This is a genomic window from Shewanella sp. BJSY2023SW007, from assembly GCF_047314525.1.
In the GTDB taxonomy this organism is placed as follows: Bacteria; Pseudomonadota; Gammaproteobacteria; order Enterobacterales; family Shewanellaceae; genus Shewanella; species Shewanella chilikensis.
Window position 1 is genome coordinate 93606 of sequence record NZ_JBKORL010000078.1, and the last position, 23527, is coordinate 117132.

Genomic DNA, 23527 nt, shown 5'->3' on the forward strand with positions numbered 1-23527 from the left:
GTGTTGCGCAGTGGAGGCTGATGAAGCCGGTTCCATTTACGTTAAACACTAATAGAAATTATACCAGGCTGTATAGAAAATATACGATGGCAATGCCGAATTGAGAATATATGGATTTGACGATGTATAGAGGAAAAAAGCCGTAGTCTGTTGGTTAGCATAAACTTTCCCTGTCACTCTTCCCTATGCAACACAATCTGCCAACCAACAAACTACGACGGAACAATGAGATGCAAAATCTCAAACATAAAAAGGATGCAGGGCAATGGACACAATCCCTTTATGAAGAGGTAATACTGGCTTATCCCGGGTAGGATAACTGTCAGACAAATCCCAAGAGAGTTTGTCACCATTCCTAAAGCGGCGCTATTTAGACTCAGAAGGTTCAAAATGACCAGCCCCCTTTGAGAAAGGTACGGCCTTTCAGTTTATTGGCTTGTACAGATAGAAAAACGAGACCTACACCTGTGCAACCTAAATGGTCATAGGCTACAGATAACGCTCAGAGCAAAAACGAATATTGATTCATAAGCTACTGGGAGCAAATATTAACTATGACGAAACTTGGAGCGGGTGATGGGAATCGAACCCACGTATGCAGCTTGGGAAGCTGCCGTTCTACCATTGAACTACACCCGCACAAAACACTCGGCGTGGACGATATAAATTACTGACTTTTATAGTCTTGTCAAGAAGCCGCTCTTTCATTTCTTTGAAAAAGAGAGCAGCTTCTCGCTTCATGAATACTTAGGCAGGATACCAGCCATGGCCAACAGATGGCAGGCTGCCGTGAGTAATCCAAACAGCACCACTATGGCTATCAAAGGTGTCCCCCCCGGCACACGAAAGCCCTGGCTATCGGCGAATTGTTGTCTTGAGCGCCAAGCCATCAAGGCCGGCACTATAACGGCCCATACCGTAGCCGCCAAGGCAGCAAAGCCGATAGCAACCAGGAAGCCATCGGGAAACAACATACCCAACAAAGTCGGAGGCAGAAAAGTCACCAAGGCGGTCTTGGCCCTGCCGCTGCGACTGTCGTCAAAACCAAACAGATCTGCCAGATAATCAAACAAGCCCAGGGTTACTCCCAGGAATGAAGACGCCACCGCCAGATTGGCAAACAGAGTGAGCATGGTGTTGAGCAGCGAGTTATCCATCACCTTGGACAAGGCGCCGACCAATACCCCCATATTGCCACCCTGAGCAATAATAGCGCCGAATTCGCCGCGGGAAATATTCCCCATGGTAGCCACCAACCAACACAGGTAGATAGCCAAGGCAATAAAGGTACCAACAAAAATCGCCTTGATAATGGTGCCCGGTTGCTTGCCGTAGTATTTCACCAGCGACGGCACATTGCCATGATAGCCAAAACTCGCCAGGCCAAAAGGAATGGCCGCCCACAGATATGAGCCATAAGAGTTCTCACCATCAGGTAGTAACAACTTGCTGGTGTCTATGCCGATCAGCAGATTGCCTATCGCCAGAAAGAAGCTGATGATCATCCCGCCCAGCATTATAGTGGTGATGCGATCCACTGCCTTGGTGCTGATAAGCACCACCAGTGCCAACACCAGGGCAAACACCAAGGCGGCAAAGCTCTGCGGCAGGCTGATATCCATACCTTCCAGGCTGTGATTAACTATAGAACCGCCGCCACTGATATAGGCGTAAGTGAGGATATAGAGCACGAAGGTTATCGAGGCGCCGTTAAGCACCCGCCAGAACTGCCCCAAAGTTTCCTTGGTGAGGGTGTCAAAGCTGGCGCCCGGCTCAAAATGCAGGTTGGTTTCCAGCAGCAGCAGCCCGGACATGAACATGCAAAACCACACCCCCAACAACATAAGCACAGAGTAGCCAAACCACATGCCGGCGCCTTCTACCGGCAGCGAAAACATACCTGCACCGACTGTGGTCCCGGCGATGATCATGGCGCCGCCCAGCAAAGACGCCTTGGCAGGCGCCGCATTCATATGATTGGCCATCAGGCCTCCTGTTCGGCGGCGACGCTGTCAACTATGGTTTGCTTGACCTGAGGACGCAGTAGCTGGTTGGCATAATCTCGGGTTCGCTCTATATCATGGCGGATATCTTCCTTGGTGAGATACCCAAGCTCTTTGAGCTTGATGCTCACAATGCCATAGAGTTTTTTGTCGTAAAACTCGGGGGCAGTAATCCCATGCAGCGCGCCCAGACGACTGGCCAACTTGTGGCTTTCGCGCTCCAAGTCGCCACGCTCAATACCCGGGTGAGCGGCCAGCAAGTTAAAGATGATGGCATAACGCTGAAGAGTTTCGCTCATGGTTTCGGCCAGCAGCGCCAGCGGATTGATCCCGGCTTCCAACACTCGGAAACCATCGGCTTCTTCGGCCACCAAACCTTTGACAATGAAACGATCCAGCAGTTGATCGGCATAGGCACTGACATCGGCCTTACCCATAAACAGTTCGGCCTGCAGCAGAGGGTAGAAATCCTCAAGCACCGCCTGCATCTGAGCTCGGCTGCACTGCTCTTGACGCACCAAGCAGCTGGCCAGCAAAGCAGGCACCATAAACAAGTGAATAATGTTGTTGCGATAGTAAGTCATGGTTACCGCAATCGACTCGTCGATTGAGATAATATCACCCAGTGCATCTTCCTGAACCGTAAACTTATTCAGCTCCAGACCTTGTTGCAGCAATTGCTTACCGTCACCTTCGGCCACCGAGATGTACTGGGTGTAAGGAACTTCCTTGAGCAGATCCAGATACAGGTCCAACTGACGTTCCAACTGGCTTCGCTCCAGCGCATTCTGCTCTGATGACAAGAGTACCAGGCTGGTAAGCGTCACGGCGCTGGCTGCTGCGGCATCGTTGATATGGGTCATCACTCGATTGGCCAGAGTATTGACAGCCGGAGTCAACCAGCTGGGTTTCTGCTCGGGATCGGCCGCCACTTCTTCGCGCCAGTTGGGTGCCGCTTCACTGAGGAAGTTCTGCAGGGTCACAGGTTCACCAAAGTTAACATAACCCTGACCAAAATTACCCAGCTTACGCAAGGCGCCAACCACCTGCCAGACAGATTCTTTTTGCTTCTTCTTGCCGCTGAGTTCTTTGTGATAAGTTGCCACTTCCATAACATGGTCATAACCCAGGTACACAGGCACCAAAGTCACCGGCCGCTCAATACCCCGCAACACAGAGTTGACTGTCATCGCCAGCATCCCTGTCTTTGGCGACAGCAGCCGCCCGGTACGGGAGCGACCACCTTCGGTGAAGTACTCGACCGAATAGCCTTTGGCAAACAACTGATCCAGATACTCACGGAACACTGCGGTATAGAGTTTATTCCCGTTGAAACTTCGGCGGATAAAGAAAGCACCACCACGACGGAATATAGGTCCGGCAGGCCAGAAGTTCAGGTTGATACCGGCGGCTATGTGGGGCGGAACCATACCCTGAAAATAGAGAATATAGGAGAGCAGCAGGTAATCCATATGACTGCGGTGGCAAGGTACATAAACTATCTCATGACCATCATGGTGCAACTGGCGTATCTGCTCGGCACCCTTAATGTTGATCCCCTTGTAGAGCTTGTTCCATAACCAAGTGAGGATCCGCTGGGCAATACGCACCAGGCTGTCTGAATAGTGGGCTGCAATCTCATCGAGATATTCCTCCGCCATCTCCCTGGCCCTGGCCTCAGGGATCTTCTTGGCTGCAGCCTCCTCCTTAATTGCCTTCTTAAGCGTTTCCGAACGTAACAATTCATTGAACAACGCCTGACGATTAGGCAGTAATGGCCCTGTCATCACCTTGCGTTGCCGGCGAAAATGCACCCTGGCCACCCGAGACAACTTATGGGCAATAGCCTTGTCGGTTCCATGTTCATCGGCCATCAGCCGCAGCGATACCGCATTGGAAAACTGCACAAAGTTGTCACGTCCCAGGAACAGGATCATCAGAAACTTGCGCAGCCAAGTGGGATTTTCCCGCTCAAATACGGCGGCGCGCATGCTGTCATCTTCCTTGCCCGGAGTGCGGCCCCAATAGAGGCTCACGGGCACCAATTGAATATCCAATTCAGGATTGACCTGATGCAGGTTCAACAGCGAAGTGAAACAGCTGAGAAAAGGTTTATTGCTCTTACGCTTACCGAACAGGGGCTTGGCACCTTCCAGGCAGACGACTCTGGGGACGGTAATATCATCAACCTTGAGCGTCTCATAAGGGCAAGGCAAACCAAACTTACGGGTAACTTCCGCCAACGCCGCGATATCACTGACAGACTCCGTCTTCATCACGTAGGCCATCGGCTTGGCGAGATCCAGGTTCAAATCTGCGAAAGGATCCTGAGGCACCACAGTGGTATGCACCAGCTTGCTTTGGAGCCAGCGAAGGGATTTAAACCAGAATGAATCTTGTTTGGACATGTTTTTCAGTGTCTGAGCCACAATCAATAGCCCAATAGAATACCAGAACTTCCTGAACCTTAGCTAGGGAAGGTGCGAACCGGCCCCGACGACTCCTCTGGCAAATGCCTTGAACTCCCCATTGATGCGTAAGCCAGGCCGTCCAAATCTGCCACAGGTTGAAACATTTACCCTTCCCCTAAACGTTTCAATTTTGGTTAATACTTGCACTGATCAAAATACTGTATATACTAACAGGTACTGTATGAAAAAACAGGAATCATCATGAGACCACTGACACCGCGCCAGGCACAGATTCTGGAACTGATTAAACGCAATATAGCCGACACCGGCATGCCACCAACCCGGGCCGAAATTGCTACCCGGTTAGGCTTTAAGAGTGCCAATGCCGCCGAGGAACACCTCAAGGCGCTGGCCAAGAAAGGCTGTATTGAGATCATACCAGGCACCTCTCGCGGCATTCGTCTACCTCATGATGAACAAGCCGAGTCAGAAACCGGCCTCCCGCTAATAGGTCAGGTCGCCGCCGGTGAACCTATACTGGCACAGGAGCATGTGGAACAGTATTACCAGGTCGACCCTAGTATGTTCCATCCCAGTGCCGACTTCCTGCTGCGGGTGCGCGGCGACAGCATGAAGAATATAGGCATTCTCGAAGGTGATCTCCTGGCGGTTCACAAGGTACAGGAAGCCCGTAACGGTCAAGTCGTGGTGGCCAGGGTTGAAGATGATGTAACGGTAAAACGTTTTGAAAAGAAAGGTAATGTGGTTTATCTACATGCCGAGAACGAGGCTTACTCCCCAATCAAAGTCGACCTGACTTTTCAGCCGTTGACCATTGAAGGACTGGCGGTAGGGATAATACGCAATGGAGACTGGCTATGAGTATAATGACAGGCAACGCCCCAAGACACCCAGGCCTGTGGACAGACACCAGTATTGCCGGCAATCAGCCTTGGCAACATACAGGTATCTCCAGCTTGGCCAGCCATAGCCAGGGACGTCAGGAGTTATTGCGCCTCTGCCCTCAATTGGCGCAACTGAGCCAACAGGGGCGCTGGATTGTCTTGATTAACGCCCCGGCCAGCATAGGTTACAAGGAAACCTTAGCAAGGGCCGGTGTCAGAATGGATAGAGTGCTCTTGGTGCGCACCAAGGATGAAGTTGAAGCCTTGTGGGCAACAGAAAGAGCCCTGACCAACGGCACCTCCAGTGCAGTGATCAGTTGGATAGACAGCCTGGATGCCCGTGATAACCGCCGATTGCAGCTGGTCGCCCGTAACGCCAGAGCCATGGGCGTAGTGCTGGAAACAGGACGGCAGGCGAAAGAGATAGATAACCGCCTCAACGAACTTACCCGCTCCATCCATTGATGGTGTGTTTAAAAGGCCATTCTAGAATGGCCTTTATTCTGCGCCTTTTTGGTGCAATACCTTTCCTTAGTAAATCGACGCAAACCCGCGCTGGTCAGCCTCTCACGCAGAATTCACCTCTGGATTAACAGGCGCTTTTTTTTCATATAGTTAGAAAACATCGTGATCTTGATCAATATTTAATCTACAAGTAATGTAGGAACAACGATTGTGTTATCTCCATGCAATTCGTCGTAGGTTGACCGTCCCATTTCGATTCATAGCGAGTGGTGCCGTCGCCGGAAATGCTGAGTATATTCAGCGGTAAGTGCAACAGTGGTTACCACCTGTATACCTAGAGCTAAGTGAAACCGCCGCCGCACTTTGAAGTCATCGTTGCTTTTTTGGGAACTGAAGAGTTTGCATAGAGCAAAGACTTACTGTGTGACTCTTCTTTGTAGTTGCGAATGCAATTGACAGAGGAGATGTCTTGTGAAGCAATGGCTGTGTGTTTTGCTGACCTTGTTGTGCGTCAGCTTGTTGTCTCCAGGTGCTCAGGCAGATATGCCCTTGAATATGACTCAAGGGGTAACTGAGATCAGTGGCAAGGTGTATCACCTGCACATGATCATTCTATATATTTGCTGCGCCATAGGTTTGGTCGTATTCGGCGTGATGATCTACGCCATGATCAACCATAGAAAATCTAAAGGGGCAGTCGCGTCCCAATTCCATGAAAGTACCAAGGTAGAAATTGCCTGGACGCTTATCCCCTTCTTAATCCTAATCCTAATGGCGATCCCCGCAACCCAAACGCTGATTGCCATGGAGGATACCAGTGATGCCGACCTGACGGTCAAGATCACCGGCTCGCAATGGAAATGGCACTACAGCTATTTCGGCGAAGACATCGACTTCTTCAGCATATTGGCAACGCCGAGATCCCAGATAGAAGGCCAGGAAGCCAAGGGCGAGCACTACCTGCTTGAAGTCGACAAGCCTTTGGTATTGCCCATCAATCGCAAAGTCCGATTCTTGATGACCTCAGATGATGTGATCCACTCCTGGTGGGTGCCCGCCTTTGCTGTCAAAAAAGATGCCAACCCCGGCTTTATCAACGAGGCCTGGACCCGGATAGACAAGCCGGGGATCTACCGCGGCCAATGTGCCGAGCTTTGCGGTAAAGACCACGGCTTTATGCCGATTGTGGTGCAGGTACTGGCAGAAGAGGAGTTCGACGCCTGGATAGCAGAGCAGAAACAAGCCGCGGCTACGGCTGCCGAAGAAGCTCAGGCAGCCCTCAGTGAGACCATGAGCCATGATGAGGCCATGGCGCTTGGCGAACAGATCTATATGGCGCGCTGCGCCGCCTGTCATCAGCCCAACGGCGCCGGACTTCAAGGGGTATTCCCTGGGCTCAAGGGCAGTGCTATTGCCATAGGCCCAATAGCTGCCCATCTGGACATAGTGATCCATGGCAAGACAGGCACCGCCATGCAGGCCTTCGGCAAACAGATTACCGCCAAGGAACTGGCCGCTGTGGTGACCTATGAGCGTAATGCCTGGGGCAATAACACAGGCGACACAGTGCAAGCCGCCGACGTCAATAACCACGGGCAGTAGGGGGAGAAGATGAACTCATTCAGTCAAGATGCGAAAGCCGGTGTTCAGGAAATCACTGAGCAGGAACACCAGCATCATCACGCCCCCAAGGGGATCATGCGCTGGTTGCTGACCACCAACCATAAAGATATAGGCACACTCTATCTCTGGTTCAGCTTCATCATGTTCCTGATAGGGGGCGCCATGGCCATGGTGATCCGTGCTGAGTTATTCCAACCCGGATTGCAACTGGTCGAACCCAACTTCTTTAACCAAATGACCACAGTTCATGGCCTTATCATGGTTTTTGGCGCCGTGATGCCGGCCTTTACCGGTCTGGCCAACTGGTTGATCCCCATGATGATAGGTGCGCCGGATATGGCGCTGCCGCGGATGAACAACTGGAGCTTCTGGATTTTGCCCTTCGCCTTCCTGATCCTGCTTAGCTCATTGTTTATGGAAGGTGGCGGCCCCAATTTTGGCTGGACCTTCTATGCCCCATTGTCGACAACTTATAGCGCCGACAGCACAGCCTTGTTTGTTTTTTCAATACATATCATGGGGATAAGCTCAATCATGGGGGCGATCAACGTGATAGTCACCATAGTGAATCTGCGCGCACCTGGCATGAACTGGATGAAGCTGCCCCTGTTCGTCTGGACCTGGCTTATCACCGCTTTCCTTCTGATAGCCGTCATGCCGGTATTGGCCGGGGCTGTGACCATGGTACTGACAGACAAATTCTTCGGCACCAGCTTCTTCGATGCCGCCGGCGGCGGAGATCCTGTGATGTTCCAGCATATTTTCTGGTTCTTCGGCCACCCCGAGGTGTACATAATGATCTTGCCGTCATTCGGCATCATCTCGGCCATCATTCCGGCATTCAGCCGCAAGCCTTTGTTTGGCTACGCCTCAATGGTCTACGCCACCGCCAGCATCGCGATCCTCTCCTTCCTGGTGTGGGCACACCACATGTTCACCACAGGTATGCCTGTCTTTGCCGAACTCTTTTTTATGTACTGCACCATGCTGATTGCCGTGCCAACCGGGGTCAAGGTATTCAACTGGGTTGCCACCATGTGGCGGGGATCCATCAGCTTTGAAGCCCCTATGATGTTCGCCTGTGCCTTTATTATTCTCTTCACCATAGGCGGCTTCTCCGGCCTGATGTTGGCAATCACCCCAGCCGACTTCCAATACCATGACACTTACTTTGTGGTTGCCCATTTCCATTATGTGCTGGTCACCGGCGCCATCTTCTCCATCATGGCCGCCGCCTATTACTGGCTACCCAAGTGGACCGGGCATATGTACAGCGAGACCTTGGCCAAGTGGCATTTTTGGTGTTCGGTCATTTCGGTCAATGTGTTGTTCTTCCCGATGCATTTCCTCGGGTTGGCCGGTATGCCCAGACGCATCCCCGACTACTCGGTGCAGTTTGCCGATGTCAATCAGATTGTCTCTATAGGCGGTTTTGCCTTTGGCCTGTCACAGCTGATATTTCTGGTGCTGGTGATCAAATGTATTCGCGGCGGCGCCCAGGCTCCGGCCAAACCTTGGGAAGGTGCCCAGGGGCTGGAGTGGACACTCCCAAGTCCGGCGCCTTATCACACCTTCAGCACTCCGCCGGAGATTAAGTGATATGGCAGACTCCCGCCCTGACAACCGTAAACTGGTACGCCTGCTGCTGCTTGGCGCCGTAGCCATGTTCGGCTTCGGCTTTGCCCTGGTGCCGCTCTATGACGTGCTTTGTCAGCAGTTGGGGATCAATGGCAAGACCAACACCAGCGCCGCCACTTATAGTGCCCAAGTGGATAACAGCCGCTTGGTCACTGTGGAGTTTATCTCTCAGGTGGCCAAGGGAATGCCGTGGGAGTTCAAGCCGGAAGTGACCCGTATCAAGGTGCATCCCGGCCAGTTGACCCATACCCGCTTTCTGGCCCGCAACCTGTCACACCAATACAAGATAGGTCAGGCGATCCCTTCCGTTTCACCGGGACAAGGCGCCGCCTACTTCAATAAAACCGAGTGCTTCTGTTTCAATCAGCAGCCGCTGGCTGCCGATGCCAGTGCCGAGCTGCCGCTGGTGTTTTACGTGGATCCGGACCTGCCGGACTCCATCAGCACTCTGACCCTCTCTTACACCCTCTATGACATCACGGATAGACAGATATCCGATGCCCTGGAGCAAGGAGCAGCGAAATGACCAGTAAACATGAACACTATTATGTTCCGGCTCAAAGCGCCTGGCCGATTGTCGGCGCATTGGGGCTTTTCCTTATCGCCTATGGTGCCGGTACTTATGTATCCCAGCTCAAGTCTAACGGGGGCCACGGCAGTTACGTACTGCTGGCGGGAATTGCCGTCATTCTGTTCATGCTGATTGGCTGGTTCAGAAACGTGATCCATGAATCCATGAGTGGTCTCTATTCGCCACAGATGGACAGGTCATTTCGTCAGGGAATGAGTTGGTTCATCTTCTCTGAGGTGATGTTCTTTGCGGCCTTTTTCGGCGCCCTCTTCTATGCCCGTATGGTGGCCGTGCCTTGGTTGGGTGGCGCATCCAACAATGCCATGACCAACGAAGTGCTCTGGCCCGGATTCAGCGCAGGCTGGCCCTTACTGAAAACCCCGGACGGTACTGAAACCCAAGCCATGGGTTGGAATGGTTTACCCCTTTTCAACACCATTATTCTACTCACCTCCTCTATTACCCTGCACTTTGCCCACCTGGGGTTAGAGAAAGGCAAACGCACCGCCTTAACCCTCTGGCTTGGACTCACCATCTTGCTGGGACTGGCCTTTCTAATCTTGCAGGGAGAGGAATATGTCCATGCCTACACTGAGCTGGGGCTGACGCTGCAGTCCGGTGTCTATGGCAACACCTTCTTCCTGCTGACAGGTTTCCACGGTATGCATGTGACTCTGGGCACACTATTCCTGTTGGTGCTGTTTTTCAGGGTTTTAAAGGGGCACTTCAGCGCTGAGCGTCACTTTGCCTTTCAGGCCGGCAGCTGGTATTGGCACTTTGTCGATGTGGTGTGGCTATGCCTGTTTGTTTTTGTGTACGTGCTTTAGTAAGGCCGGGGATTGGGGGAAATAATCCCCAGCGCCAATGCCAGCAGTAACAAAATAACCACCAGCGCCGAAAACAACACCCGGCGGCCAAGAAAACGGCTCATGGGAACAGATGAATCGCCGCGCACCATGATCCACAGGGCGCGACCAAGGTTGAAAATGATGAACAGCAGTAGCAGTACCAATATGACTTTAAAGAAAAAACTGACTGACATTCACTCTCCCATCCCTTGGGGGCGTTACCTTGTACTGTTATTTACTTTGGGGCTGTTTCTACTCATGGTCAAGCTGGGATTCTGGCAACTGCAGCGCGCTGAAGAAAAGCAACTATTGGCTCAGGAGATTGCCGCCAAAGCGGATGCGGGGCCAAGCAGTTTTTCAGCTCTGCTGAGGCAAGACCCTGGCAGCCGGCTCACAGGGCAGAAACTGCAGCTGAGTGCCAATGTATTGAGCGGCAAGCAATTGCTGCTGGACAACCAGGTGTATCAGGGACGCGTGGGCTACCTGTTGCTGCAACCTCTGCAAGTTGAGCCGGAGCAACCCTGGCTATTGCTGGAGCTGGGGTTTATCCCAGCCGCAGAAAAACGCAGTGAACTGCCAGAGATATTGCCATTACCGCCACGCCTCACCCTCGAAGGCCGATTGTGGCAAAAGGGCAGTAACCCACTGAGCCAGGAGCTCTTGGCCGAAGCCGGTTGGCCCAAGCGAATACAAAATCTCAACTGGCCGCAGCTCGAGCACTTGCTTGGGCACAAACTGATCCCGGCCGTGCTGCAGCCGGAGCAACTGGAAGGTGTGGACTTGCCAAGACCCTGGCAGCCATTGCCCATGTCGGCTGAAAAGCACCTGGGTTATGCCCTGCAGTGGTTTTCCATGGCTGCCGCCCTGTTGTTACTGCTTGTCTGGTGGCGCTGGAAACTGAATCGACACTAACCACACTAACCATAGGGCGAGCTGAATTCAGAACGCCCAATTACAGCAAGAGGAGCCAGGATGAACTCCCGAACCCAAAGACCACTCTTAATACTACTGCTGGCCTTTGCCCTGCCGGTGATACTGGCAAAACTGGTACTGAGCTTCGAGCTATATCAAGGCGGGGCCACCAATAAGGGCCAGTTGCTGCCGGCTAATCTGGGTTATCAGCAACTTGGGCTCGACAACCCGCTTCCCGGCCGCTGGCAAGTCCTATACCTGATACCGGCCAACTGCGATGAACTATGCCAGGAACAACTCTTCATATTGCAGCAGAGCCATACGGCGCTGGGTGCCGAGATGGACAGGGTCGACACCCTGATTTTCATCAACCGGGAAAGCGACACGGAAGCTCCGCTAAACAACGACTTTCATCGAGTCACTCTGGATAAACCTCTGACCGCCGAGAATCCATTACAGCAGCAGATGTTGGTGATAGTCGACCCTCTGGGCGCTTGGGTGTTGGCCTATCCCGGGGTAGTGGATCACCAGAGCCAACTCCTGCAGGGCAAGGCCTTGGTCAGCGACCTGCGTAAGCTGTTGAAACTCTCGAGGGTGGGCTGATGAAACTGAACTTGCTACTGAAGATGACCCTCATCTGCACTCTGACGGTCATCCTGTTGGGCGCCTACACCCGGCTGTCGGATGCCGGCCTTGGCTGCCCCGACTGGCCCGGTTGCTATGGCCATCTCAAGGTGCCTTCTCAGGCCCATGAATTGGCTCATGTCGAACGCCACTTTCCGGGACAAGAAATAGAACCCAAGAAAGCCTGGCTGGAGATGATCCACAGATATGTGGCCGGCTCGCTGGGGATTCTGGTATTACTTATTTTGATCCAGAGTTGGCGTGGCAGCGCAACCCCGAAGAAGCTGCCGGGACTGATCGCCGCCCTGATCGTATTTCAAGCGCTGCTGGGAATGTGGACTGTGACCATGAAACTGATGCCCGTCGTGGTCATGTCTCACCTGCTCGGGGGGTTCACCCTGTTTTCGCTGCTGTTGCTGCTGTATCTCAGGCTCCGACCGCTGCAAATCCCGGATGGCGATCCCAAAGCCCGCACCTTGGCGCCTTTGGCCATGGTGGCGCTGGCTGTTGTGGTACTGCAAATTATGCTTGGCGGCTGGACCTCCTCCAACTACGCCGCCCTGGCCTGCACAGAGTTGCCTATCTGCGAAGGTGACTGGAGCAGCAACCTACGTCTGGCAGATGCCTTCTCTCCTTTTCAGGGGCAGCATCCCAGCTTTGAGTTCGGCGTATTGGATTATCACACCCGGATGACCATACATATTGCCCACCGAATAGGTGCCCTGCTGACCGCGATACTAGTACTCACCCTGGCATTCATGCTCTGGCGCAGAGCCGACTCGAGCATGCTGAAACGCTCGGCTCTGGTACTCACCTTAGTGCTGGGATTACAGCTGTCATTGGGCCTGGCCAACGTCTTGCTGCATCTGCCGCTGCCGGTGGCGGTTGCCCATAACGGCGGCGCAGCCCTGCTGCTGCTGACTTTGGTATTCATCAACTATGCGCTTTGGCGTAAAGCCTGAAGAGGGACTGTTTATGGCCAAACTACTCTCCATAGCCCAGGACGCGACCCGCACAGAGATCTCCTGGCGCGATTACCTGGAAATGACCAAGCCCAAGGTGGTGGCGCTGATGCTGCTCACCGTCCTGGTGGGCATGTGCCTGGCGTTGCCCGGTGCCGTCCCCCTACAGCCCTTGCTTGCCGGGCTAATGGGAATCGCCATGATGGCTGGCTCGGCGGCCGCCTTGAATCACCTTATCGATCGACGCATTGATGGCCTGATGGCCCGCACTTATAACCGCCCCTTACCCAAGGGACGAGTGAGCGTGAGCCGAGCCTTGAGCTTTGCCGTCTTGCTTGGATTGGCGGGCTTTACCCTACTCTATTGGCTGGTGAATCCACTCACCGCATGGTTAACCTGTGCCAGCCTGATTGGCTACGCCCTTATCTATACCGCCTATTTAAAGCGGGCAACCCCCCAAAATATCGTGATAGGTGGCCTTGCCGGTGCCATGCCGCCTCTGCTGGGTTGGACGGCGGTAACCAATGACTTTCACGGCCACGCCTGGCTGTTGGTGATCATTATTTTCACCTGGACTCCACCTCATTTCTGGGCCTTGGCCATTCACCGTCAAAAAGAGTACGCCAAGGTGGATATCCCCATGTTGCCTGTGACTCACGGGGTAGAATTTACCAAGACCTGTATTCTGCTCTACACCCTTCTGCTGGCCATCGCCTGCTTATTGCCGGTTTTGGTTGGCTTGAGTGGCCCCGTCTATCTGCTGGCTTCCACCATTCTCAGTTGCCTGTTTATCTACAAGGCCTGGCAACTCAAGTTTGCCGACCGCCCCGGGCTGGCGATGGCCGTGTTCCGTTTCTCCATCTATCAGCTGATGCTGCTGTTTATTGCCCTGCTGGTGGATCATTACCTCTGGAGTTGAATCATGAAGAAACGCATCTTGGTGGCGGGTATTTTGCTCATAGGTCTTGGCGGTTTGGCCAGTGTGCAGCTGTTTCACCGACCTTCGTCTCAGCCGCCGCAGGCACTGAAAACCAGCTTTCAATATGAAACTCCAAGGCCACTGCAGCCCTTTGAGTTGCAGGACCAAAACGGTCATCAATTCGATAATGACAAGCTAAAACAGCAATGGAGTCTGATTTTCGCCGGTTACACCTCCTGCCCGGACGTATGTCCCACCACCCTTGGCAAACTCAGTGCCGTCTACCCGAAACTGGCACAAGTGGCACCAATACAGGTGATACTGCTCAGTGTCGACCCTGAGCGTGACAGCCAAAGCAAACTCAAAGACTACCTGGCCTTCTTTAATCCCGAGTTCATAGGTTTGCGGGCCGAGCACCCGGCATTGCTGCCCTTCAGCCGCGATCTGGGCCTGGTGTATTCACTGGTCGGCGATGGCCCTGACTACCAAGTGGATCACAGCGCCTCTTTGATTCTGATCTCGCCAGACGGCCGCCGCTACGCCACCATCAAGCCCAGTTCACAAACTCCCGGACAACTGCCGCAAATCCGCAACGATGAACTGCTGGCCGACTTCCGTACTCTGGTTACTCAGTATCGAGGGCCTCACTAACCCCCTAAAGAGCCTAGTCATTCATATACCATTTTTCTTTTGAAAAGAGGCAGAAGTGAAATTTGCCGACTATCTTTTGTGTGTTGGGAAAACAGGGAAGCACTATGTCCATCGACACACTGGCACTGGGAACAGAAATAAACATTCGTAATATTCAGCCACTCTACCAAAAACTATTGGAACTCCTGCATCGGGTCGATGAATTGATCCTGGATGCCGGTGAGTTGCACAAGGTGGATACTGCCGGCGCCCAGTTGCTGTACCTGTTTGCGCTGAGTTGCGACAAGCGAGGGTTGAAACTGTCATGGCAACAGGCTCAACCCGCCTTTATCGCTCAACTGACGCGCCTGGGTATCAGGATCCCGACACTCGATTCGGATTTTGAAAAGGAAACGCTCAATGAAGACAATCCTCGCAGTTGATGATTCAGCCTCCATGCGGCAAATGGTGAGCTTTACTCTCAAGACAGCAGGTTTCGACGTGACCGAAGCCAACAATGGCGAGGAAGCGTTGAAAGTAGCCCAAGGCAGAGAGTTTGACCTGGTGATATCGGACGTCAACATGCCAATTATGGATGGTATCGAGCTGATACGTAACTTGCGCGAGCTGCCCAACTACAAGTTTGTGCCCATGTTGATGCTGACCACTGAGTCGACCACAGACAAGAAGCAACAGGGACGAGCCGCCGGAGCCACAGGTTGGATAGTCAAACCCTTCAACCCGGATCAGCTGTTGGCCACGGTTCGCAAAGTATTGGGTTAGCCTCCGGCAAGGAGCGGATATATGGACATAGATCTGAGCCAATTCACCCAGGTGTTCTTTGAAGAAAGCCTCGAAGGCCTGGAGGTCATGGAATCTGAGCTGCTGAAACTGAACGTGCAGCAACCGGATCCGGAAACCATAAATACCATTTTTCGTGCCGCCCATTCGATTAAGGGAGGCAGCGCCACTTTTGGTTTCAACCAGGTCGCCGGATTCACCCACTTGCTGGAAACCCTGTTGGATGAAATCCGTGATGGCCGCCGGGAAATGACCGCCAATCATCAGGATATGTTGCTCTTGTCGGTGGATCTGCTGCGCAACATGCTGCAGGCCTTGATGGCAAGTCAAAGCTTTGAATCGCCCCAGCAACAAGAGCTGGAAAACCGCTTCAATCAGGAGCTGTCCGCAGTTGCCGGGGTCGAAGATGCGCCGGATAACGCCAGCCAAAGCAATGAAAAGTCAGCAGCCAAAGTATCAGAAACCAAAGAGTCTGAAACCAAAGATATTGGGCTCAGCTGGCAGATAGATTTCCATGCCGGCGCAGACATTCTCAGATGCGGCAACGACCCCATTTTGATGTTCAACGAGCTTGCCGAGCTGGGTGAGCTAAAGGTCAGCCTGCCTGCGCAGGAACTGCCTGAGTTTGAAGACCTGGACCCCGAATCCTGCCGTCTGTATTGGCAGCTGCAACTCGACACAGAGGCGCCACTTGAGCGGATAAAAGAGGTGTTTGAGTGGGTCGAGGACGACTGTGAAATCCATTATCAGCAGTTACCCGCCAAGGCACAGCTTGTCGAAGGTATTTCTCCGCAGGAACAAGCCCCTATCTCGACTTCTGCCCAAGTCTCCCAAGAGCCACAGGTCGCAGCCACCACAGCCAAAGTGGAGTCCGGCAAGGCTGTTGCCAAAACGGCGGAAACCAGTTCTATCCGGGTCAGCACCGACAAGATAGACATGCTGATCAATATGGTGGGTGAGCTGGTGATCACCCAGGCTATGCTGGGGCAGATAGGCCAACAGGAACACATTGACGATAACGCCCTGCTGTCACTGCAGCAGGGGCTGGAGCAATTGGCCAATCACACCCGGGATCTGCAGGAAAGCGTGATGCAGATCCGCATGCTGCCTATCAGCTTCGCCTTCAACCGTTTCCCCCGCTTGGTACGCGATATAGGTCAGCAGCTGGGCAAGAAGGTCGAGCTGATCCTCAAAGGTGAGGAGACAGAGCTCGACAAGACAGTGATGGAGAAAATTGTCGACCCCATGGTGCATCTGGTACGTAACTCTTTGGATCACGGCATTGAATCACCTGCCGTGCGCAGTGCCAAGGGTAAACCGGAAACCGGCAGGATCACCCTCAACGCCTTCCATCAAGGCGGCAATATCGTCATAGAAATAACCGATGACGGCGCCGGATTGGATACCGGCAGAATTCTCGCCAAGGCCAGAGATAAAGGCTTGGTCGGTGCTGAAGAGGAACTCAGCACAGAGGCGATTCAGCAGCTCATCTTTAAACCCGGCTTTTCTACCGCCGACAGCGTCTCCGACCTCTCTGGCCGGGGCGTGGGTATGGATGTGGTCAGACGCAACATTCAAGCACTCAGCGGCAGTGTGGAGCTGGCCTCAACGCCCGGCAAGGGTAGCCGTTTTACCATTCGCTTGCCTTTGACCCTGGCTATTCTCGACGGCCAGTTGGTGAGGGTCGGCGAGCATACTTATGTGGTGCCGCTGGTCTCCATCTATGAGTCGTTGCAAGTGGAAAGCAGCAAGGTCAACAAGCTGTCTGAAGAGCACGAAGTGATCCGCCTGCGAGACGAGTACCTGCCGGTCATCCGCGTTTATCAGGAGTTCAATCACCTGGCTCAGGCCAAAGAGGTCAAAGAAGGGCTGGTGATGGTGGTGGACAACAACAACCAAAAAGTCGGCCTGCTGGTCGATGAGTTGCTGGCGCAGCAACAAGTGGTGATCAAGAGTCTGGAAGACAACTACGCCAAAGTGCCCGGGGTGTCCGGTGCCACCATTCTCGGTGACGGCCGGGTAGCGCTGATAGTGGATATTCCCGGACTCGTGACCATGTCTGGCCTCAATCAAACTCAGGAACATGCAGCCTAGAAGGGAAGCGCAATGACAGAATCCAACCCTGCAACATCAGCAGCTGCAAAAGATCAATCACAGCAATACCTCACCTTTATGATGGCCGATGAGGAATATGGCGTCGATATTCTCTCGGTGCAGGAGATCCGTGGCTGGGAAGCAACCACGGTGATTCCCAATGCACCGCCCCATGTCAAAGGGGTGATCAATCTGCGCGGCACCATAGTTCCCATCATAGATCTGCGCCAAAGGTTCGGTATCAAGACCCTGGCATATGGCCCAACCACAGTAGTAATAGTGCTGAAGGTGCACCTGGATAAACAGTACAAGGTGATGGGCATAGTGGTGGATGCCGTTTCCGATGTTTTCAGTATCACCCAAAGCGAGATCCGCAGTGCGCCCGATTTTGGCCAGGACACGGACATGCGTTTCATCCATGGGCTCACCTGTGTGGCCGATAAGATGGTCATACTATTGAATATCAATATGTTACTCGGTAATGAAGTGCTGCCGGATGCATCACAACTTTCCAGTTTGCTGCAGCAACTGGACTTGGAACAGCCTCAGGCTGCCAACCTTTAAGACATCGAGGAAAGAAGAATGGATGCCGCCAATGCCAACATAATCAACAGCAATCCCTGGAATCTGCTTGGCTTAATCACGGGCATCGCCGTGATGGCGCTCATGCTGCTAGGCCAAGATCCCAATATCATTATTATTCTGCAGGGTGTCACCCTGGTTTGCATACTGCTTGGGCTATTGCACTCACTCAAGCACAAAGGCACCCTGGATAGCGCCATCAACCAACTGCAGCGGTTGCTGAAAGACGGCACGCAGCAGTTTGCCGAGCTTGATCTGCCTGGCTGGAAGCCACTGCTGGACGAGCTCAGTCTTTGGCGTCAGCGCCAGCAACAGCAGCAAGCCATTCTCAAGGCTCTGGATATCTGCCAGGCCAATGTGATGGTGGCCAATCCGGCCGGTGATATTCTCTACTTCAACCACTCGCTGCAACAAACCATGCAGGACGCCGAGGCCGACATTCAAGAGGTATTGCCCCAATTCCAGGCCGACAAGCTGCAGGGCGCCAATATGGATGTTTTCCACCGCAACCCTGAGCATCAAAAGAAATTGATCGCCGGCTTGGAGCAAGTTTACTCGACTCAGATCAAGGTAGGTCGTCGTACCTTCAGCCTGATAGCTTCGCCGGTATTCGACGAAAACAAGCAGCGTATTGCCACTGTGGTCGAATGGCAGGATCTCACCGAAGCCCTTAGCAAACAACAATTGGAGCAGCAAAGCGCTACAGAAAACACCCGTATCAAGCAGGCCCTCAATGTCTGCCAGGCCAATGTGATGGTCGCCGATACCGACTACAACATCATCTACCTGAACGACTCACTGAATGAAATGCTGGCCGGCAATGAGCAAAAGCTGCAACAGGAGTTGCAGGCCTTCAACATGAGCAAGCTGATTGGCAGCAATATCGATATCTTCCATCGCCATCCTGAGCATCAGCGACAATTGCTGGACCAGCTCACCGACAGCTATAACACCCGCATCAAGGTGGCCGGGCTGACATTCAACCTGATTGCCACCCCGGTATTTGAACAGGGCAAGCGTACCGGCACAGTTGTGGAGTGGCAGGATATCACCGCCAGCCTGGCCAGAGAGCAGCAGGAAAAACAGCTGGCGGCCGAAAATGCCCGCATTCGTCAGGCATTGGATAATGTCAGTTCAAATACCATGGTGGCGGATAACGACGGCAATATCATCTACCTCAACCAAGCTGTGCAGAATATGTTTCAGGCGGCCGAGAAAGATATTCTCCGCGACCTGCCCAAGTTCAATGCCGGCAAACTGCTGGGACAAAATATCGATGGTTTCCACAAGGTCCCCAGCCACCAGCGCAATATTCTCGCCGGATTGACCGAGACCTACGACAGCCAGCTGCAAGTTGGTGGCCGTACCTTCAGGATCATCGCCAACCCGATACTGGACCCGGAACAGGGGCGAATTGGCACTGTGGTTGAATGGGCCGACCGTACCGATGAAGTGGCCATAGAGCAGGAGATTGACGCCATTATCACGGCGGCCAACGACGGCGATCTGAGCCGCCGCCTGGATATTCACAACAAGGAAGGCTTCTTCCTTAATCTCTCCAGCGGCCTCAACCGCTTGGTCGGCATAGCCGATAATGTCATCTCCAAAATCGCCGATATCTTCGATGGCCTGGCCAAGGGGCAACTGGATCGAAAACTTGACGGCGAATATCAGGGTCAGTTTGCCAAGCTGCAGCAAGATGCCAATGCCACCATCAGTAAGTTGACCGAAGTGATTGGGGGCATCAATGACTCAGCCAATACTGTCACTTCGGGAGCCGAAGAGATAGCTCAAGGCAACGCCGACCTTAGCCAGCGTACCGAAGAGCAGGCCGCCTCCCTGGAGCAAACCGCCTCCAGCATGGAGGAGATGACAGCTACTGTGAAGCAAAGCGCCGAAAATGCCACTCTGGCCAACAACTTAGCTCAGGAGGCCAGCGAGAAGGCAGGCGAAGGCGGCAAGGTAGTCAAACAGGCCGTCAGCGCCATGGAGGAGATCAACACCTCGAGCAAACGCATTGCCGACATCATCAGCGTGATAGATGAAATCGCCTTTCAGACCAACCTGCTGGCGCTGAATGCTGCGGTCGAGGCTGCCAGAGCCGGAGAACAAGGCCGTGGTTTTGCCGTAGTGGCCGGAGAGGTACGTAACCTGGCACAGCGCAGCGCCGGTGCCGCCAAAGAGATTAAGGAGCTGATCCGCGACAGCGTCAACAAGGTCACAGATGGAACCCAGTTGGTCAATCAATCCGGTGAAACCCTGCAGGAGATAGTGCAGGCCGTTTCTAAAGTTGCCGACATGATCAACCAGATCAGCATAGCCGCAGAGCAGCAGTCGGTTGGGATCCAGGAGGTCAATAAGGCGGTATCGCAGATGGATGAAATGACTCAGCAAAACGCCGCCTTGGTGGAACAGGTCTCGGCAGCAGGAGATGCCATGGCCGAACAGGCCAGAAGCATGAAGCGTCAATTGGGCTTCTTCAATACCGCCAATCTGGAAAAGGGCGCCGGCAAGCCCCTGACCCTGATCGCCGGGGATAAGTCCCCCAAGATCCGTGTCAGTTCAGAAGAGTGGAGCGAGTTCTAGGAGATACTGATTGAGCTTCGATGAAGAGAAGGCATTCCCGATGACAGCCGCGGACTTTGGCATTATCCGCGAGCTGGCCTATCAACACACAGGGATAGTGTTACCCGAGCGCAAGCGCCATATGGTGTATTCCAGGCTCAGCCGCCGACTGAGATTGTTGCGGCTGGCCAACTTCGAGGAATACTGCCTCAAGCTGCAAAACGACCCTCTGGAACTGGCGCCATTTATCAACGCGTTGACCACCAATCTGACCTCCTTTTTCCGTGAGCGGCACCACTTCAACTTTCTGGAAACCGAACTGGCGCCCTATTGGCAGCAGCGCAAGCAGCGCAGGCTGAGAGTTTGGTCGGCAGCCTGCTCCAGCGGCGAAGAACCCTACAGCATAGCCATGACCTTGGCAGAGCACTTTCCCGCAGCCTCTGGCTGGGATCTGAAAATATTGGCAACCGATCTCGATACCAATGTGTTGGCCAGAGCCGAAGCAGGAGTTTATCCCCAGGCTGGACTGGAGGCCATCCCCAAGCGGTTGCATCACTATCTGCAAGGCGCAGCGGAAGAGTTCAGCATTAGCTGCCAGATCAAAAAATTACTCTTCTTCAAGCAGCTCAACTTACTGGAGCCCTGGCCGATGCAGGGCCCATTCGATGCCATCTTCTGCCGTAATGTGCTGATCTATTTCGACCAGAACACCAAGCAGAAGATAGTGGCCGGCTTCAGAAAACTCCTGGCCGATGATGGCGTGTTGTTTATCGGTCACTCGGAAAGCTTGACCAATATCTCCCGTGAGTTTGAAACCGTCGCTCAAACCACCTATCGCCTGCGGCATCAGAACTCAATTCTGCCGCGACAGTTCGACGCATCAGGAAGGAAGGAGTCATATTAATCATGGTAAGAGTACTGGTTATCGACGACTCAGCGCTAGTGCGCCAGTTGCTGAGTCATATGCTCAGCCAGGCCGAAGACATCATTGTCGTCGGCTGTGCCGAAGACCCCTATAAAGCCAGAGAGATGATTAAAGTACTGCAGCCGGATGTATTGACCCTGGATGTAGAAATGCCCAAGATGGATGGCCTGGCCTTTCTACGTAACTTGATGCGCCTAAGACCCATGCCAGTGGTGATGGTGTCGTCCTTAACCGAGCGCGGCGCCGAAGTGACCTTAGAGGCCTTGTCCCTCGGAGCGGTCGACTTTATCGCCAAACCTAAACAGGACTTGACCAATAGGCTTCTGGACTATCAGCAAGAGCTGATCGATAAAGTGCATTTGGCCGCCGCCAGCCATGTCACCCCGCAATATGGCAGCTCGGTGCCGCTCTGCTGTGACACCAAACTCAAGCACCGTATCATAGCCATAGGTGCTTCCACCGGCGGTACTGAAGCCATTCAACGAGTAGTGGCGCCGCTGCCGGCCAATACCCCCCCCATAGTCATAGCCCAGCATATTCCCGCAGCCTTCAGCGCTTCATTTGCCCGTCGTCTCAACCAATACGCCAGCATGGAAGTGATAGAGGCACAGGGCGGGGAAAGATTGACTCAGGGCGTTGCCTATCTGGCACCGGGCCATGCCCACTTGGTACTCGAACGCCGTGGGGCCCATATCTATACCAGACTGCTGGACACAGCAAACGTCAACCGCCATAAGCCCTCGGTGGATGTGCTATTCAACAGCATTGCCGAGATTGCCGCTAAGTCGGCGATAGGGGTGATTCTCACGGGCATGGGTAAAGACGGTGCGGCAGGCCTGCTGAAAATGCATCAAGCGGGAGCCCACACCATAGCCCAGGATGAGGCCAGCTCCGTGGTTTGGGGTATGCCTGGCTCGGCCGTGGCACTCAATGCCTGCAACGAGCAGTTGCCACTGGTGAATATCCCGGCCAGGTTGTTGCAATTACTGACTACTCCGTGACCCAGCTGCCGTCATCCTTTGGCCTAACCCATGCCTGGGAAAACCAATAATAACTGCCGTGACGTTTGCTGGGGGCGGTACAGTTGTATCTGGATCGCCCCGGCGGCAAGTCCAGTTCAGCCTGAATACGGAAACGATTCGCCGACAACCATTGCGGCTTCTTGGCCCCCTGCCCCTGCACATAACACATGAGCTGCGACTGATTGATATCGCTCATGTCCAGAGTCACCTCAAGTTCGGGCCGCCACTGGCCCATAGGTAACTCAGGGTTACTGGGAGAGATGGCCTGCACCGGCATATTCAGGCTATGCAGTTTCACCTTGAGAGCATTCATATCAGCATAGGCACCGGCCACGGGGAAACGCGGCAAAGAGGTTAAAGCAGAGTGAGGGCCTGCCGCACCGGACTGCTGCCCCAAGCCAACAAACCCCAGACGCTGCAACAAGGCCTCCAACTGGCTGTTATATTCACCGTAGGGATAGGCGAGTATCTTCAGATTGTCGCCGGTTTCTTTGGCAATTCGGGCCTCGGTCTCAAGCAGATTGTCCTCGATTCGCGCCAGCCACTGCTCCTCGGTTTCGGTGGTATTGCGGCGGATCAGATGCTCATGCCCCCAACTGTGGTTGGCAATCTCGGCGCCTTCTGCCGCCAGTGTTCTGAGCTGCTCCCAGCTCATCATCTCACGGTAACCCTTTTCTATCGGTTCTATCGCCACAAACAGTGTGTAGGGAAAGCCAAACTCTTTCAGTATTGGATGCGCCGCCTCGGCAATGTTGAGGTAACCGTCGTCGAAGGTGATGGCAACCGTTCTCGGTGCCAATGTTTTGGACTGACGAATCGTCTCTATCACTTGGGTCAGCGGCACCACATTGAAATCATGGTCCGCCAGATACTGCATCTGCTCCCGAAACTGGGCCGGAGTCACACTGGTACTGGCCGGCGAGCTGTCAGAAACATGGTGATACTGTAGAATAACTGCCGCCAGAGCGGGTGAACTTATTAGCCCAAGACAACTGCAGAGCAAAAAGCACAGCTTTTTCAACATCAT

Annotated in this window: 21 protein-coding genes, 1 tRNA gene and 1 pseudogene; 18 read left to right on the top strand and 5 right to left on the bottom strand. The window is 53.5% G+C overall.

The features are described 5' to 3' along the window. Positions 1-565: 565 nt before the first annotated feature. From ACMHXE_RS13290 to plsB, 3 genes are all read right to left on the bottom strand, one after another. Positions 566-639: transfer RNA gene (locus ACMHXE_RS13290), tRNA-Gly, on the bottom strand. Between the two features lie 98 nt (positions 640-737). Continuing rightward, positions 738-1985, bottom strand: a complete 1248-nt coding sequence (gene mtr / locus ACMHXE_RS13295; RefSeq protein ID WP_101054132.1) for a tryptophan permease — start codon at positions 1983-1985, stop codon at positions 738-740. Further along, entirely contained in the window at positions 1985-4411 is a 2427-nt protein-coding gene (gene plsB, locus ACMHXE_RS13300; protein ID WP_413732478.1) for a glycerol-3-phosphate 1-O-acyltransferase PlsB, read from the bottom strand. Before plsB ends, mtr begins: the two co-directional genes overlap by 1 nt. Positions 4412-4675: 264 nt before the next feature. On the opposite strand from plsB, the gene lexA reads away from it, so the two are divergent. The 6 genes and pseudogenes from lexA to ACMHXE_RS13330 all read left to right on the top strand — a co-directional run bounded on the left by lexA (position 4676) and on the right by ACMHXE_RS13330 (position 10443). Beyond that, positions 4676-5296 (top strand): transcriptional repressor LexA, encoded by a 621-nt coding sequence (lexA, locus tag ACMHXE_RS13305; RefSeq protein WP_101054130.1) that lies wholly within the window; start codon positions 4676-4678, stop codon positions 5294-5296. After that, a complete protein-coding gene (locus tag ACMHXE_RS13310; protein ID WP_165565873.1) occupies positions 5293-5784 on the top strand; it encodes a cell division inhibitor SulA in 492 nt (163 codons plus the stop codon). Before lexA ends, ACMHXE_RS13310 begins: the two co-directional genes overlap by 4 nt. Positions 5785-6255: 471 nt before the next feature. Next, positions 6256-7377: pseudogene (gene coxB, locus ACMHXE_RS13315) on the top strand (cytochrome c oxidase subunit II); the annotation flags it as partial. An 18-nt stretch (positions 7378-7395) separates the two neighbouring features. Beyond that, the gene (gene ctaD / locus ACMHXE_RS13320) at positions 7396-9006 is read left to right on the top strand and encodes a cytochrome c oxidase subunit I (RefSeq protein WP_101054124.1); all 1611 of its coding nucleotides are present in this window, start codon (positions 7396-7398) and stop codon (positions 9004-9006) included. Position 9007: 1 nt separating this feature from the next. Beyond that, positions 9008-9571 (top strand): cytochrome c oxidase assembly protein, encoded by a 564-nt coding sequence (locus tag ACMHXE_RS13325; protein WP_028780846.1) that lies wholly within the window; start codon positions 9008-9010, stop codon positions 9569-9571. Then, positions 9568-10443: a cytochrome c oxidase subunit 3 gene (locus ACMHXE_RS13330; RefSeq protein WP_413732481.1), complete on the top strand. Its 876-nt coding sequence runs from the start codon at positions 9568-9570 to the stop codon at positions 10441-10443. Before ACMHXE_RS13325 ends, ACMHXE_RS13330 begins: the two co-directional genes overlap by 4 nt. Here ACMHXE_RS13330 and ACMHXE_RS13335 read toward each other — a convergent pair. Continuing rightward, positions 10440-10658, bottom strand: coding sequence for a DUF2909 family protein (locus ACMHXE_RS13335; RefSeq protein WP_025888192.1), 219 nt, complete (start codon positions 10656-10658; stop codon positions 10440-10442). The two genes, ACMHXE_RS13330 and ACMHXE_RS13335, sit on opposite strands and share 4 nt — an antisense overlap. Here ACMHXE_RS13335 and ACMHXE_RS13340 point away from each other — a divergent pair. From ACMHXE_RS13340 to ACMHXE_RS13395, 12 genes are all read left to right on the top strand, one after another. After that, positions 10630-11376, top strand: coding sequence for an SURF1 family protein (locus ACMHXE_RS13340; RefSeq protein WP_146509090.1), 747 nt, complete (start codon positions 10630-10632; stop codon positions 11374-11376). The genes ACMHXE_RS13335 and ACMHXE_RS13340 overlap by 29 nt on opposite strands. 60 nt (positions 11377-11436) lie before the next feature. Further along, on the top strand, positions 11437-11979 hold the full coding sequence (locus ACMHXE_RS13345; RefSeq protein WP_413732483.1) for a hypothetical protein: 543 nt from the start codon (positions 11437-11439) through the stop codon (positions 11977-11979). Then, positions 11979-12962: a COX15/CtaA family protein gene (locus ACMHXE_RS13350; protein ID WP_101054118.1), complete on the top strand. Its 984-nt coding sequence runs from the start codon at positions 11979-11981 to the stop codon at positions 12960-12962. The genes ACMHXE_RS13345 and ACMHXE_RS13350 overlap by 1 nt, the downstream gene beginning before the upstream one ends. 13 nt (positions 12963-12975) lie before the next feature. Beyond that, positions 12976-13881 carry a heme o synthase gene (gene cyoE, locus ACMHXE_RS13355; RefSeq protein ID WP_028780842.1) on the top strand — a complete coding sequence of 302 codons (906 nt, stop codon included), beginning with the start codon at positions 12976-12978 and terminating at the stop codon, positions 13879-13881. Between the two features lie 3 nt (positions 13882-13884). Then, positions 13885-14532, top strand: coding sequence for an SCO family protein (locus tag ACMHXE_RS13360; RefSeq protein ID WP_413732485.1), 648 nt, complete (start codon positions 13885-13887; stop codon positions 14530-14532). A 104-nt stretch (positions 14533-14636) separates the two neighbouring features. Further along, positions 14637-14954 (top strand): STAS domain-containing protein, encoded by a 318-nt coding sequence (locus tag ACMHXE_RS13365; RefSeq protein WP_413732487.1) that lies wholly within the window; start codon positions 14637-14639, stop codon positions 14952-14954. Then, positions 14932-15294, top strand: a complete 363-nt coding sequence (locus ACMHXE_RS13370; protein WP_025010825.1) for a response regulator — start codon at positions 14932-14934, stop codon at positions 15292-15294. The genes ACMHXE_RS13365 and ACMHXE_RS13370 overlap by 23 nt, the downstream gene beginning before the upstream one ends. 21 nt (positions 15295-15315) lie before the next feature. Beyond that, positions 15316-17406 carry a chemotaxis protein CheA gene (locus tag ACMHXE_RS13375; protein WP_413732489.1) on the top strand — a complete coding sequence of 697 codons (2091 nt, stop codon included), beginning with the start codon at positions 15316-15318 and terminating at the stop codon, positions 17404-17406. A gap of 12 nt (positions 17407-17418) precedes the next feature. Continuing rightward, positions 17419-17970: a chemotaxis protein CheW gene (locus ACMHXE_RS13380; protein ID WP_101054104.1), complete on the top strand. Its 552-nt coding sequence runs from the start codon at positions 17419-17421 to the stop codon at positions 17968-17970. A gap of 18 nt (positions 17971-17988) precedes the next feature. Next, the gene (locus tag ACMHXE_RS13385; RefSeq protein ID WP_413732491.1) at positions 17989-20574 is read left to right on the top strand and encodes a methyl-accepting chemotaxis protein; all 2586 of its coding nucleotides are present in this window, start codon (positions 17989-17991) and stop codon (positions 20572-20574) included. Between the two features lie 40 nt (positions 20575-20614). Beyond that, on the top strand, positions 20615-21457 hold the full coding sequence (locus ACMHXE_RS13390) for a CheR family methyltransferase (protein WP_101054098.1): 843 nt from the start codon (positions 20615-20617) through the stop codon (positions 21455-21457). 2 nt (positions 21458-21459) lie between these two features. Continuing rightward, positions 21460-22479 (top strand): protein-glutamate methylesterase/protein-glutamine glutaminase, encoded by a 1020-nt coding sequence (locus ACMHXE_RS13395; RefSeq protein ID WP_107111078.1) that lies wholly within the window; start codon positions 21460-21462, stop codon positions 22477-22479. Here ACMHXE_RS13395 and ACMHXE_RS13400 read toward each other — a convergent pair. Continuing rightward, positions 22469-23524 carry a polysaccharide deacetylase family protein gene (locus ACMHXE_RS13400; protein WP_413732504.1) on the bottom strand — a complete coding sequence of 352 codons (1056 nt, stop codon included), beginning with the start codon at positions 23522-23524 and terminating at the stop codon, positions 22469-22471. The two genes, ACMHXE_RS13395 and ACMHXE_RS13400, sit on opposite strands and share 11 nt — an antisense overlap. Positions 23525-23527 lie beyond the last annotated feature (3 nt).